The organism is Streptomyces sp. NPDC048257 (genome assembly GCF_043201855.1).
Classification (GTDB): domain Bacteria; phylum Actinomycetota; class Actinomycetes; order Streptomycetales; family Streptomycetaceae; genus Streptomyces.
Genome location: NZ_JBICZI010000001.1, coordinates 98280 through 111257 on the forward strand (window position 1 = coordinate 98280; position 12978 = coordinate 111257).

The following is a 12978-nucleotide window of genomic DNA, read 5'->3' on the forward strand; positions in this document are numbered from 1 at the left end:
CCGGGGCGGGCCGAGGCGCGCGGCTATCTCTCATCGTGCCCCCGAACCCGCCCGGCAGCGTCCGGAGCGTCCGCGGCGCGGCCGTGCGGCACGGGACGGCCGATGCCGCAACCCTGACGTTCGTCGGGGTCCGGGGTGGCCCTTCGGCCGGGGCGGGCCGGTCCCCGGATTCCTACGGTCGGGTCCATGGAAGAGAACACCCGATACGGATGGGGCCTGCGGCTGTCGCTGGCCGGAGCGGCGTTCGGCGCGGGCACCGCGGCCGTCACCTGGGCGGCTCCCGGCGGCGCACTGGGCACGAACGAGCCGGTACACGTCACGGAGGGCGCCTCGGCGACGGCGTACCGGTCACTCGCCGGGAGCGTGGCGCGCGACTGGCCGGCGTGGGCCGGGCAGGCGCTGGAAGCCGCGAGTGAGGGCACGCTGCTGTTCCTGGGCCTGCTGCTGGCCTGGACGGGCCTGCGCGCCCTGCGGCGCCGTGACGTGCCGGGCCTGGCCGGTGTGGCCCTGGCGGCGGCCGGGACCGTGGCCTCCTACGCCCTCAGCGAGGCACTGAAACTCCTCGTGGACGAGGAACGGCCGTGCCGGGCGGTGGCGGGGGCGTCGGCCGTCGCGCCGTGCCCGGTGCCGGGCGACTGGTCCTTCCCCAGCAATCACGCCACCCTCGCCGTCGCGCTGGCGGTCGGTGTGACGCTCGTACGGCCCCGGCTCGCGGCCCTCGCCCTGCCGATGGCGGCGGCCGCCGCCCTGCTGCGGGTGCTGGTGGGCGTGCACTATCCGCACGACGTCCTCGCGGGCGCGGCGCTCGGCGCGAGTGCAGTCGCGACCCTGTGGATCCTCCTCCTGCCGGTCGCCGGGCACGCGGTGTCAGCGCTGCTCGTACGGGGTCCGGTCCGCGGGCGGCGCGGGAACGACCGCGGCCTCGTGCGCGACCACCGCCGCCGCGGCCCGGTTGTCGACGCCGAGGCGGGCGAGGATCGAGCTGACGTGGGCCTTCACCGTGCCTTCGGCCAGGTGCAGACGGCGGGCGATCTGCCCGTTGGACAGCCCGCCGCCGAGGAAGCCCAGCACCTCCCGTTCGCGGCCGGTCAGGGCGTCGACCCGGGCACGGGCCGCGGCGCGGCGGCCCGCCCGGGCGCCCGCGCCGTCGGCCGCGAGGTGGGCGACGACCCGGGCCGCGACCTTCGGTGACAGGTAGGCGGCGCCGTCGGCGACGGCCCGCACCCCGGCGATCAGTTCCTCCGGCTCGCCGGACTTGACGAGGAATCCGGTGGCGCCCTCGCCGAGCGCACGCAGGATGTACTCGTCCTCGCCGAAGGTCGTCAGCATCACGACTCCGGTCGCGGGTGCGGTCCTGCGGATCTCGGCGGCGGCCTCGATGCCGTCCGTTCCCGGCATCCGGATGTCCAGGACGGCCACGTCCGGGTGGTGGCTCTGCGCGAGCCGCACCGCCTCGTGGCCGTCGGCGGCCTCGGCGACGACCGTGATGCCGGGGTCGGTGGCGAGGACGGCGCGGACGCCGGCGCGGATCATCGGCTCGTCGTCGGCGATCAGGATCCGGATCATCGGACTTCCCTCCCGGTGAAGGTGTCGGTGGAGACCAGGCGGCCGGCCCGGAAGCAGAGGCGGTAGACGTCCCCCGAGCGGTCGTCGAAGGGGTCGGCGGTCTGTACGTAGAACTCGCAGGCGGTGCCCGGCGGTTCGGGGGTGGGCACGGCCGGGCGGCGGGTCGTCTGGCGTTCGGGCAGGTAGGGCGTCACCTCGGTGCGGGGCTGCCCGACGCTCAGCCGGGCGTAGTCCTGCGGGGCGAGTACGGACTGCCGTGCCGTGACGGTGTCCCAGGCCCGCACCCCGAGGATGAGCAGACCGGCGGTGCACAACGGGACCAGCACGGCCGCGGTGGCGGTACGGCGCAGCCGACGGCGGGCGGTGTGGTGCTCGGGAGGCAGTACGCCGGCCGGGCGGGCCGGGGCGGCCGGAGCCGGCCCGCCCGGCCGGTGCGGGAGTACGGCGCGCACGGCGAAGCCGTCGCCCTCGGGGCCCGCGGTGAAGGAGCCGCCGGCCAGCCGGACCCGTTCGTCCAGGCCGATGAGCCCGAGACGGTGGGCCCCGCCGGGTGCGGCGGCCGAGCCGGTCGGTCCGGGATCCGGGCCCCGCGTGGGCCGGTTCGTCACGGCGACCTCGGTCCGGTCCTCCGCGCGCCGCAGGACGACCGTCGCCCGGTCGGCGGGCGCGTGCTTGGCCACGTTCGTCAGCGCCTCCTGGACGATGCGGTGCACGGCCCGGCCGACGGCCCGCGGCGGCTCGTCGGCCGCCGGTTCGCCCGCCACGCGCAGCCGTACGTCGAGCCCCGCCGCGGCGGCCCGGTCCACCAGGCCCCCGATCCCCGCGAGCCCGGGCGCGACGCCGGCTCCGGGCCCGGCCGCGGTGTCCGAGGGCTCGCGCAGGATGCCGATCACCTCGCCGAGCCGGTCCACGGCGGCTCCCGCCCTGGAGCGGATGTCCTGTGCGGCGGCGCGGTGGGCCTCGGGCAGGCCCGGGGCCAGCTTGAGGGCTCCCGCCGACAGGGCGATGAGGCTGAGTTCGTGGCCGAGGAGGTCGTGCATGTCCTGCGCGATCCTGGTCCGTTCACGCAGGCGGGCCTGTTCGGCGAGCAGTCGTTGCTCCTGCTCCAGCCGCGCGGCCCGCTCCCATCCGGCCCGTACCAGTGCGCGGTACTGGCGCAGGAAGCGGCCTGCGAACCACGGGAGCATCACCGCCGCGAACAGCATCAGCACGAACCGGCTCCCCCACCCGAGCCAGGCGGGTACCAGGACCACGGCCGGCACGGCGGCCGCGAGCACGGCCGCCAGGGCCAGCGCGGCGCTCCGGCCCGGCCCGGGCCCTCGGCCCGCGAGGAAGGCGCAGAGCGCCGCCGGTATCCCCCACCACAGCCCGGTCACGCTCATGCCGACGGCGGCGACCGCACCGGCGAACAGGCCCGCGGACGCGACCGGTTCCGGTATCCGGGTCTTGCTGATCACTGATCTCACGCAGGCGACCCTACGGAACTCCCCCGGGTCCGCGGCACTGCCGAAAGTCCACCGTCGGCCCCTCGGGGCCCGTCTTGTCGATCAGGCCGGGCCCGGCTTGCCCGGCACGGCCCCGGCACCGAGTTCCTCGGCCAGTTCGGGCCAGGCGGGATCGTCGACGTCCGGCAGTTCACTCAGCGTGCGCATCCGCGCATCGTCGCACCCTGTCCCCCGCGGCCCGGCCGGCGAGCCCGGGCGGGCCCGGGCGCGGCGGTGGCGGGGCGGTGGCGGGGCGGTGGCGGGGCGGTGGCGGGGCCGCGAGCGCGTACGCTCGGCGGATGGCGAAATACTTCGACGTACACCCAGAGAATCCCCAGCGGCGCACCATCGACAGCGTGGTCGACATGATCCGCGGCGGGAAGCTCGTCGCATACCCGACGGACTCCTGCTTCGCGCTGGGATGCCAGCTGGGCAACCGCGACGGCATCAGCCGGATCCGGTCGATCCGGCACCTGGACGACCGTCACCACTTCACCCTCGTGTGCCAGAACTTCGCACAGCTGGGTCAGTTCGTCCACATCGACAATGACGTGTTCCGCGCCATCAAGGCGGCGACCCCGGGCAGTTACACCTTCATCCTCCCCGCGACGTCGGAGGTGCCGCGCCAGCTGCTGCACCCGAAGAAGAAGACGGTCGGAGTCCGCATCCCCGACCACGTCGTCACGCAGGCCCTGCTCGCGGAGCTCGGCGAGCCGCTGCTCTCCAGCACCCTGCTGCTGCCCGACGAGGCCGAGCCGATGACGCAGGGCTGGGAGATCAAGGAGCGGCTCGACCACGAGGTGGACGCCGTACTGGACTCGGGTGACTGCGGCACCGAGCCGACCACCGTCATCGACTTCTCCGGTGGTGACGTCGAGATCGTCCGCCGGGGGGCCGGCGACACCTCCCGGTTCGAGTAGCCACGCCACGCGACGCCGCGCCGGGGCCGTCCCGCCCTGGCCGGCCCCGCTCACTGCGCGGACTCGGGGCGTACGTCCGCGTGGAGGCCCAGGTACCGGTACGCGCCGGATTCGACCCGGTAGAGGTGGGCGGTGCGGGTCCTGGTCAGAACGTGTGTGTTGGAGTCGAAGGACAACGGCTTGGCCAGGCCCTCGTGGGCCGTCCGGAAGATCCTGCGGGTCAGGCCCGCACGGTCCCGCCCTTCCTCCCCCAGGCCGGTCAGGGCCGCAGTCACCAGGCCCACGGCGTCGTACGCCTCGGTGGCCCAGCGGGCGGGCGGTTGCCCGTACGCGGTGCGGTGCGCGGCGACGAACTCGGCCGCGGCGGGCACGGCCAGGGGATCGGTGAACAGGGCGCTGAACAGCCAGCCCTCGGCTGCCGGTCCGGCCGCGGTGAGGAAGGCCGGTTCCATGGCGTGCTGGATGCCCATCCGCGGTCCCCGGAACCCGCCCTCGGTCAGGGCGCGGGCCATCTGGGCCGCACGCTGCGGTGAGGTGCCGGCGTAGACGACGGCTTCGGCCCCGGCCCCGGTCAGTGCGCGTACGGCGCCCGCGAAGTCGGAGCTGCCCGCCTGGATCCGGTGGACGCTGACCGTGCCCTGCGACGGCGGGCTCTGCTGCAGGACGCGGACGAGCGGATACGCGGGCTCGCCGCCTTCGACGTCCTCCACCAGGCCCGTGCGGTGGACGGGCCGGATGCGGCTGAAGTAGTCGATCACCGGGAGGGCGAGCTGGTCGCCGGCCGGGCGGGTGGCGACCAGGGTGCGCCACTGCGACGGGGCGGTCTCGGCGCTGTCGGCCGACACCAGCAGCAGGGCGAGATCGGCCGCGCCGCAGGCGGTGGCCAGCTCGGGCAGGGCCGCGTCCCAGGTGGGGCCGGTGAGTGCCAGCACCGCGGGATCGGCGGCCAGCTCCTTGACCACCTGCGCGGCGCGCGCGGGGTCCCCGGCGTCGTCGGCGACGCGCAGGGCCAGCCGGAACGCGGCGTCCTTGCGGCTGTTGTGCCGGTCCACGGCCAGTCTCATCCCGCGCTCGTGTGCCTGGCCGATGCCGATCCCCTTGCCGGGCCCGGTCAGGTCGGCCTGCAGGGCGAGGGTGAGGGTGGCGAGGTCGCGGGCCGGCGGTGTCGTGCCGCGGGCCCGCCCGCGGGTGGTGAACCAGGCGACCGGTGCGCCGATGAGGGCCAGGCCGCCCGCGCCGGCCGCGAGCAGCCGCCTGCGGGTGAGGCCCCGTACGACCGCCTCCGGCGCGTCGATCCGGGTCGGCTCGGGGGCGGGCAGGTCCAGGGCCCTGGTGGAGCGTTCGGCGATGAGGCGGGGCAGCGGGGGCGGCAGCCAGTCCTCGGCGTCCGCTCCGGTGAGTTCGTCGCCCAGTACGGCGCGCAGCTCTGCGGGTGTGGGCCGGGCCGTCGGGTCCTTCGCCAGGCAGGCCAGCACCGGATCGAGCAACTCCGCGGGAAGGCCCGAGAGTTCGGGCTCGTCGTGCACGGTGCGGTAGACCACCGCGGCCGCGTGGCCGCCGCCGAACGGCCCGTGCCCGGTCGCCGCGTACGCCAGGACGCAGCCGAGGGAGAACACGTCGCTCGGGGCGCCCGCCGCGGCGCCGTCCGTCCGGGCCTGCTCCGGTGCCAGGTATCCCGGGGTCCCGAGGACCGCGTCCACGGCGGTCAGCGTGGCGGCGCCTTCGGCGCGCGCGATCCCGAAGTCGATCAGGCGGGGCCCGTCCGGGGCGAGCAGGATGTTGCCGGGTTTGACGTCGCGGTGGACCAGTCCGGCCGCGTGCACCTGCTCCAGCGCCTCGGCGAGCCGCGCGCCCAGGGTCCGTACCGCCCGGGCGGGCAGCGGGCCGTACCCTCCGACGGCCTCGGCCAGGGAGGGGCCGGGCACGAAGGGGGTGGCGAGCCAGGGCTCGCGTGCCTGCGGGTCGGCGGCGACCACCGGGACCACCCAGCGCCCGGTGAGCTGCCCGGCGGCTTCCACCTCGCGGCGGAAGCGGGCGCGGAAGTCCGGGTTCGCGGCGTGGTCGGCGCGGATGACCTTGACCGCGACGAGGGTGCCCGCAGCGGAACGGGCCAGGTACACGGTACCCATGCCGCCCGAACCGAGGCGTCCCAGCAGCCGGTTGCCGCCGATCGCGGCCGGATCGGCAGAGGTGAGGGGGCGCACCGGGGGTTATCCCGCCACGGGCGCGTTGGCCGGGCCGACGTAGCGCATGCGGCCGCCCTCCACCTGGTGCACGAAGAAGACGTTGCCCTTGACCTGCCGCCGGTCGTCGAAGGTGTACTCCTTGGTCAGGCCGCGGAAGGTGCCCTGGGCGAGCGCGGTCAGCAGACCGGCGCGGGTCGGCCGCGCACCGCCCGCGGCGGCGGTGACCAGCCGGTCGATGACCAGGCGGGTGGCGTCGAAGGCCTCCGCCGCCCAGATGTCGGGGGCCGCGCCGTACGCCGCCCGGTGCGCGCGGGTCATCTCCGCGACCTCGGGGGCCTCGGGGCCGGTGTACGGGGTGAAGAACTGCCAGCCCTCGGCCGCCGGGCCGGCCGCGCCGAGGAACTCGGGGTCCGCGATGGTGTAGTCGGCGGCCCGGGGGCCCTTGAAGCCGGCGGCGGCGAGCAGTCCGGCGGCCTTGGCCCCTCCGGCCGGGGTGCCCGTGTAGAAGAAGCCGTCGACGCCGTGGGCGAGCATGTCGGTGACCACCGGGGCCAGGTCCTGCACGCCGCGCGGGACGACGCGCCCGTAGTAGGTGGCCTCGGGTGCGAAGTAGGCGATGGTGCGGCCCACCAGCTGGGCCGCCTGCCAGGTGTCGGTGTCGCCGCTGCGGTCACTGAGGATGCCCATCCGGCGGACGCCCTGCTTCCCGGCGAGTTGCAGGTTGACCGCGGCGGCCTGGCCCGAGGAGAGCGGACAGCTCTGGAAGAAGCTGCGCCGGTCGGTAACGCCGAAGGTGGTCGCCAGGGCGGACACGGTGACCAGGGGTACGGAGGCCTCTCCGTAGAGCTCGAGGCACGGGATGACGGACTCGTTGCCGGTGGGGCCGATCACCGCGAACAGGTCGCGGTTGGCGATGAGTCCGGTGGCGGCGGCCGCGGAGCGGTCCGCCTGCCCTCCGTCGTCGGCGGTGGCGACGGTGAGCGTGAAGGGCTTGTCCTTGCGGGAGTTGAAGGCGTCGACGGCCAGCCGAACCCCACGTTCCTGGGCTTGTCCGGCGGCCTTCCGCGGGCCGGTGAGATCGGCCTGCACACCGATCACCCACTGCCGCCGGGCGTCCGCCGGGGACTTGGACCTGTCCCGGTCGCGGAGGGCCAGCCAGGTGGCCAGGCCGCCGCCGGCCACGAGCACGGCTCCCCCGGAGGCGAGGGCGAGGAACCTTCTGCGGGAGGGCGGGGCCGTGCCGGGCGCGGGGGCGGCGTCCGGCTCGGCGACGGTCTCGTCGATGCCCGGCAGGGCGAGCAGCGCGGCGGCGCGCTCGGCGATGGTGGCGACGACCGGATCGGGCAGCCAGTCGGTGCCCTCCCCCGGGGTGTCCTCCGTCAGGGCCTCGTCCAGCTCGCGCGCGGTGGGCCGGACGTCTGGGTGTTTGGCGAGGCAGGTCCGCAGCAGCGCGGCGAGTTCGGGGTCGGCGAGGATCTGCGGGCCGAGGTCGGGCTCGTCGTGGACCGTGCGGTAGAGCACCGCGTCGACGGTGCCGGTACCGAAGGGCAGCCGGCCGCCGGCGGCGTACGCGAGGAGGCAGCCGAGCGAGAAGACGTCGCCGGCCGGTTCGGCGGGGCGGCCCTCGGCCTGCTCGGGCGGAAGGAAGCCGGGGGTGCCGAGGACGGCGTCGGCCGAGGTCAGGGCGGTGTGCTCGCCGCCCCGGGCGATCCCGAAGTCGATGAGCCGGGGCCGGTCCATGCCGAGGAGGACGTTCCCGGGTTTGACGTCGCGGTGTACGAGGCCCTGCTCGTGCATCACCCCGAGGGCCTTGGCCATGGCCTTGCCGAGGATCCGTACGGCGCGCAGCGGGAGCGGGCCGTGGGCGGCGACGGCCTCGGCGAGGGAGGGGCCCGCGACGAAGGAGGTGGCGAGCCACGGTTCGGGGGCGTCCGGGTCGGCGCCGGTGATCCGGACGGCCCATGGGCTGTCCACCGCGGCGGCGATCTCGGCCTCGCGGCGGAAGCGGGCCCGGAAGTCGGCCTCTTCGGCGTACTCCGCGCGGATCACCTTGACCGCGGCGAGCGCGCCGTCGTCGGTACGGCCGAGGTAGACGACGCCCATGCCGCCGGCGCCGAGCCGTCCGAGGAGTCGGTGGCCGCCGATCCGGGAGGGGTCCGAGGGATGGAGCGGCTCCATCAGCCCGCCGCCTTTCCGAGCTCCTGCTTGGCCTGCGCCATCATCCGGCTGGTGCCCTGGACCACGAAGGCGCTCACGGCCTCCTCGGTGATGCCCGCCGCGCCCCGGGCGGCGATGGCCACGGTGACGGGTCCGAACTGGGCCTGCGACCAGGTGTAGTAGTGGGGTCCGCCGTCCTGCGCGCCGACGTACTTGCCGGATTCGGTGAAGGCGTCCTCGGTCCAGCCGTTCATCTGCTCGCCGAGGTAGAGGACGCCGCCCCACAGGCTCTTGAGTTCCTCGCCCTCACGCAGCTTCTGGTCCGGGCAGCGCAGGACCTCCTCCATGGAGCGGGCGGTCTCCCAGCCGGATTCCAGGCGGTTGTGGTGGATGGTGACGGTGGCGCTGAGGCGTACCCGGCCGCGGCCGTCCTTGGCCGGGACGTGGAAGTAGCGGGTGCTCGTGGCGAGTACGTCGGCCGGCAGCCCCGCGGTCTGCCAGACGCAGCCCTCGTCGAGCACGGGCCAGTGGCCGGGATCGCTCTCGAACGGGGTGCTGCGCACGACCTCGGGCCCGAGCGCCTGTTCGGCGATGACGACCCGGCGGAGCAGTTCCCGGGCCTCGGCGACCGTCTTCGGCTGCTTGGACTCGTCGAGCTCGGGCACCAGGGGGAAGCCGGTGCCGCCGGTCGGGGTACTCGCGGCCGTGCTGCCCGGTCCCGCGGTGCTGCCGCCCGTGCCCGGCGGCGCGGCCGGGGTGCGGCTCGCCGCACCGCCCTTCGGCGTGCCGTCGGCCGAGCATCCGGCGATGAGGAACAGTCCCACCACCGCGCAGCCGCAGGCGCGCAGGGCAGCGTTGCCTCTGTTGCGTTTTACCAGTCCCCCCACGGCACGGATGCTACCCCGCCGTGGGCGCGCGCAACTGGCTTATGGAAAAGGGAGGTTGGCCGCCCCCTGACCGGCGCCCCTCAGCGGCTCACTACAGGCGGTCGAGGGTCCAGGCGGATTCGTGGCGGGTGAAGCCGACGTGCGGGTAGTAGTCGACCGCGGCCGGCGCGGCGAGCAGGATCAGCCCCGCCTCGGGCGCCGCTTCCCGCGTGACGCGGATGAGGTCGCGGCCTACGCCCTTGCCCTGGTAGGCGACGTCGACGGCGAGATCGCTGACGTACGTCGCGTACGCGCCGTCCGTGATCGAACGGGCGATGCCGATGAGCCGGCCGTCCTCGGTCCGGGCGACGACGACGAGGTTGGCTCCGGCCAGCATCCGGGCGAACCGCTCCACTTCGGCGACGGGGCGACGCTCGGCGAGGGTGGACGCACGGTAGACGCCGATGACCTCCTCGACGTCCAGGTCGGCGCCGATGACACGCTCACACTCCCACATACCGGTGTAACTCCTCGCCCTCGCATGTAATGGGTAGAACTATAGATTGATTATTACATGCGAGGGGCGGCGGAAGACAAACCGGTCCACCGGTATGTACCGCACCGCAGCTGGGCATGCTGCAGGGGCGTCCATTCAGGAGGAAGGAGCCGTCGTGCTCACTCAGGTTCTCACGTGGCTCCGACGACTCCTCGGACGCTTCACCGGCACCCCCGACCGCGCCACCGCGGCGCCGGGCACCCGGGCCCCGGTCTTCACCGCCGACTTCGGGTCGGCCACCCAGTGGGTCGCGGGCCGGTCCTGGGCCTATCCGAACGGCGGCCCCACCAATCCCGGTGACAACAAACTCGACCACCTGGTGGCGGACCCCGATTACAGCCGCACCGGCACCTTTCGGGCCACCCGCCGCCCGGACGGCAACTGGGACGCGGGGCTGTTGACCACCGAGGGCAGCGACGAGGGGTTCATGGTGCGGGCCGGTGACGTACTGGAGTCCCGTGTGCGGCTGCCCGCCGAGATCGGGGCCTGGCCGGCGATCTGGACCTGGCGGGACGGCGGCAACGAGATCGACGTCTTCGAGTACCACCCCGACAACGCCGACCTCCTCGAACTCTCCAACCACGTCAAGGGCGGCTCGCGCTACCACCGGAGCTCCTCCGTCGCCCCCGGCGGCTGGGTGGACCTCAAGGTGGAGTTCGGGGCGCGCTCGGTCGTGTGGTGGGTCAACGGCACCCGGGTCTTCGCCGACCGCCGGGGAGTCGGGCGCAACTGGCGGGCGTACCTGATCGTCAACCTGTCCGTGTGCGCGGGCCGCTACCACCCGGCGCCCGATCCCTCCGTGTCGCAGATGTCCTACGAGGTGGAGTACCTACGCGTCCACCGCTCCTAGCGAACCGCAGGCCTGGTGGCCCCAGCGGCTGCCGTTCTTGGTGATCATGTCCCCGGCGGCGTAGGGCTTCCCGCAGGAGCAGCTGCCGGGGAACTTCGCCTTGATGGCCCGGGATCCGCCGCCGGCCGTGGTGCCTGTGGCCGTACGCTTCCTCGGCGCGGCGGCCTTCCGGCGCGCGGGCGAGGCCGCCGCCGGGTCCGGTACCGGCATGTCCGGGCTGCCGAGGGCCGTACCGGCGGCCTCCTGGGTGACGGCCGCGTCGCTGGCGGCCTGGTCGGCGATCGCGTTCAGGTGGTCACCGTCCTCGCGGTGCGCCGGAACGTACTGGAAGGTCACGTCACGCTCGGCCAGCAGCCCGTCGATCGTCTCGACGAGTTCACGGTTGGCGACCGGCTGGCCGGAGGAGGTCTTCCACCCGTTGCGCTTCCAGCCCGGCAGCCACTGGGTCACGGCCTTCATGGCGTACTGGGAGTCCATCCGCACCTCGACGGCCGTCCCCGGCTCCAACGCCTCCAGCAGCCGCTGGAGGGCGGTCAGTTCCCCGATGTTGTTGGTGGCCCGGCCCAGCGGGCCGGCCTCCCAGCGCTCTGGGCGGCCCTGGGAGTCGGCGATGACCCAACCCCAGCCGGCGGGCCCGGGATTACCTTTGGCCGCTCCGTCACAGGCGGCAATGATGCGATCAGACATCCCCCGATCATGCCTCATGCGCCGGGGCTCCCCGGTCCCTCAGCCCCGCAGCACGTCCTTGGCCACCAGACGGGAGCCCGCGTAACAGAGCCGGTAGACGTCGACCTCGTCCAGGAGGTTGCCGTTCGAGCGGTAGTACGCGCACACGGTGCCAGGGGGTACGGGCAGCGCCCGGACGGCGTCCGGTACGTACCGGAACTGCTGCTCCGGAAGGAACCGGGCCACCTCGCCGCGGTCCTGCCCCACCCGGACCGCGGCGAAGTCCGCGGGGTGCAGGACGCAGGTGGTCAGCTGGAGGGCCAGGTACGCGCAGGAGGCGAGGGCCACGAGACCGAACCCGACGGGGGCGGCGAACGCGGCGGCGAACCGGTACCGGGTGTTGCGCCGGGCGGCGGTGTGACGGCGCGCCGATTGCGAACCGGATTCCTCCCGGGGCTCCTCGGTGGTCCCCCGGCGCTCCGGTCCCACCTGGTCCGGGAGGGAGGCGAGGACCTCGAAACCGCCTTCACGGGGCGCGGCGTGCAGCGTTCCGCCGAGGAGCAGGACCCGTTCGCGCAGTCCGGTCAGTCCGCGGTGGCCCGAGACCCGGCTCGCGGCCGGCCCGGGCTCGGGCGGGGCGCCGGCCGGCGGGGCGGAGTTGGTCACCCGCACCTCGGTCCGGTCCGCCTGGTGGGCGATCCGGATGCGGACCGTACTGCCGGGTGCGTGCTTGATGGCGTTGGTCAGCGACTCCTGGATCACGCGGTACGCGCTGCGGTCGACCAGCGGCGGGAGGGTCCGGGCCGCTCCCTCCCGCCGCAGGTCCACCGTGACTCCGGACTCCCGGGTCCGGGCGACGAGTTCCTCCACCGGCTCCACGGACGAGGCCGTCGGTTCGTCCCCTTCGGAGCCGTCGCGCAAGACGCCGATCGTGTCCCGCAGGTGGCCGACGGCGTCGGAGACGGCCGCGCGCAGCACGGCCAGATCCTCACGGTCCTGGCCGGTCAGGGTGGGCGAGAGCTCCAGGGCCCCGGCGCGCAGCGCGATGAGGCTCAGCTCGTGCCCCAGGGAGTCGTGCATGTCGGCGGCGATCCGGGTCCGTTCTCTCAGCCGGGCCCGCTCGGCGACGAACCGCTGCTGCTGTTCGAGGCCGCGCGCCCGCTGCCAGCCCTCGCGCACCAGGGCCAGCCTGGCCTGCCGGTAGCGGCCGGCCAGCCAGGGCAGGAGGAGGGTCGCGGGGACCATCGACAGCACGTAGAACCAGTACACGGCGCCGACGCCCAGGGCGGCGCACAGCGCGAGGTCAAGGGCCGTGCAGGCTCCGAACAGCAGCAGCGCCGGCCCCGTACGGTCCGCCCGCAGGCCGAGGAGGTAGGCCAGTACGGCCAGCGCCGTCAGGTACGGGCTCGCCGCCGGGGCGGGGTGGGCCAGGCCGGAGGCGACCACCGCGTTGGCGAGGAACACGGCGGCCCCGGGCCGGGTCCGGGCGGCGGGCACCGCGACCGCCAGGACCAGGAGGGGCAGGACCAGACCGAGGAGCGGGGAGGGATGGGCCTGTTCCCGGTGGGCGAAGACACCGGCGCCCGCCATCGCCACCCACAGCGCCGCATCACGCACGGCCGGGCCCCACCCCTGCGCCGCCGGCACCCCCCAGACCCTCACGCGCAACCCCGCCTCGTCCGTCCCATTGGTCCCGTCCTGCTTCTTCGGCCACCTCACCGGCCGAG

At 74.7% G+C, this 12978-nt stretch carries 10 protein-coding genes and 1 pseudogene; 3 read left to right on the forward strand and 8 right to left on the reverse strand.

Annotated features, from left to right (window positions below):
• Positions 1-186 precede the first annotated feature (186 nt).
• Positions 187-825, forward strand: a pseudogene (locus ACGFZK_RS00455) (phosphatase PAP2 family protein); the annotation flags it as partial.
• Positions 826-867: 42 nt separating this feature from the next.
• Here the strand turns inward: ACGFZK_RS00455 and ACGFZK_RS00460 are convergent.
• Both ACGFZK_RS00460 and ACGFZK_RS00465 read right to left on the reverse strand, forming a co-directional pair.
• Entirely contained in the window at positions 868-1566 is a 699-nt protein-coding gene (locus tag ACGFZK_RS00460; protein WP_393846602.1) for a response regulator, read from the reverse strand.
• Positions 1563-3032, reverse strand: a complete 1470-nt coding sequence (locus ACGFZK_RS00465; protein WP_393846603.1) for a sensor histidine kinase — start codon at positions 3030-3032, stop codon at positions 1563-1565. The genes ACGFZK_RS00460 and ACGFZK_RS00465 overlap by 4 nt, the downstream gene beginning before the upstream one ends.
• A gap of 317 nt (positions 3033-3349) precedes the next feature.
• On the opposite strand from ACGFZK_RS00465, the gene ACGFZK_RS00470 reads away from it, so the two are divergent.
• Positions 3350-3970 (forward strand): L-threonylcarbamoyladenylate synthase, encoded by a 621-nt coding sequence (locus ACGFZK_RS00470; protein WP_393846604.1) that lies wholly within the window; start codon positions 3350-3352, stop codon positions 3968-3970.
• Positions 3971-4020: 50 nt separating this feature from the next.
• Here the strand turns inward: ACGFZK_RS00470 and ACGFZK_RS00475 are convergent, their stop codons facing one another.
• From ACGFZK_RS00475 to ACGFZK_RS00490, 4 genes are all read right to left on the reverse strand, one after another.
• Positions 4021-6174 carry a bifunctional serine/threonine-protein kinase/ABC transporter substrate-binding protein gene (locus ACGFZK_RS00475; protein ID WP_393846605.1) on the reverse strand — a complete coding sequence of 718 codons (2154 nt, stop codon included), beginning with the start codon at positions 6172-6174 and terminating at the stop codon, positions 4021-4023.
• A 6-nt stretch (positions 6175-6180) separates the two neighbouring features.
• Positions 6181-8334 carry a bifunctional serine/threonine-protein kinase/ABC transporter substrate-binding protein gene (locus tag ACGFZK_RS00480; RefSeq protein ID WP_393846606.1) on the reverse strand — a complete coding sequence of 718 codons (2154 nt, stop codon included), beginning with the start codon at positions 8332-8334 and terminating at the stop codon, positions 6181-6183.
• Positions 8334-9200, reverse strand: coding sequence for a hypothetical protein (locus tag ACGFZK_RS00485; RefSeq protein ID WP_393846607.1), 867 nt, complete (start codon positions 9198-9200; stop codon positions 8334-8336). The genes ACGFZK_RS00480 and ACGFZK_RS00485 overlap by 1 nt, the downstream gene beginning before the upstream one ends.
• A 91-nt stretch (positions 9201-9291) precedes the next feature.
• On the reverse strand, positions 9292-9696 hold the full coding sequence (locus tag ACGFZK_RS00490) for a GNAT family N-acetyltransferase (protein WP_393846608.1): 405 nt from the start codon (positions 9694-9696) through the stop codon (positions 9292-9294).
• 154 nt (positions 9697-9850) lie between these two features.
• On the opposite strand from ACGFZK_RS00490, the gene ACGFZK_RS00495 reads away from it, so the two are divergent.
• Positions 9851-10585, forward strand: coding sequence for a beta-glucanase (locus tag ACGFZK_RS00495; protein ID WP_393846609.1), 735 nt, complete (start codon positions 9851-9853; stop codon positions 10583-10585).
• Here the strand turns inward: ACGFZK_RS00495 and ACGFZK_RS00500 are convergent.
• Complete coding sequence (locus ACGFZK_RS00500; RefSeq protein WP_393846610.1) at positions 10565-11272, reverse strand: ribonuclease H; 708 nt, start codon at positions 11270-11272, stop codon at positions 10565-10567. The two genes, ACGFZK_RS00495 and ACGFZK_RS00500, sit on opposite strands and share 21 nt — an antisense overlap.
• A 39-nt stretch (positions 11273-11311) precedes the next feature.
• On the reverse strand, positions 11312-12970 hold the full coding sequence (locus ACGFZK_RS00505; protein WP_393846611.1) for a sensor histidine kinase: 1659 nt from the start codon (positions 12968-12970) through the stop codon (positions 11312-11314).
• Between the last annotated feature and the right edge of the window lie 8 nt (positions 12971-12978).

Excerpts from the sequence above, each read along its gene's own strand:
- ACGFZK_RS00470 (WP_393846604.1), top strand. The coding sequence starts at position 3,350 with ATGGCGAAATACTTCGACGTACACCCAGAGAATCCCCAGCGGCGCACC.
- ACGFZK_RS00460 (WP_393846602.1), bottom strand. The coding sequence starts at position 1,566 with ATGATCCGGATCCTGATCGCCGACGACGAGCCGATGATCCGCGCCGGC.
- ACGFZK_RS00500 (WP_393846610.1), bottom strand. The coding sequence starts at position 11,272 with ATGTCTGATCGCATCATTGCCGCCTGTGACGGAGCGGCCAAAGGTAAT.
- ACGFZK_RS00490 (WP_393846608.1), bottom strand. The coding sequence starts at position 9,696 with ATGTGGGAGTGTGAGCGTGTCATCGGCGCCGACCTGGACGTCGAGGAG.
- ACGFZK_RS00480 (WP_393846606.1), bottom strand. The coding sequence starts at position 8,334 with ATGGAGCCGCTCCATCCCTCGGACCCCTCCCGGATCGGCGGCCACCGA.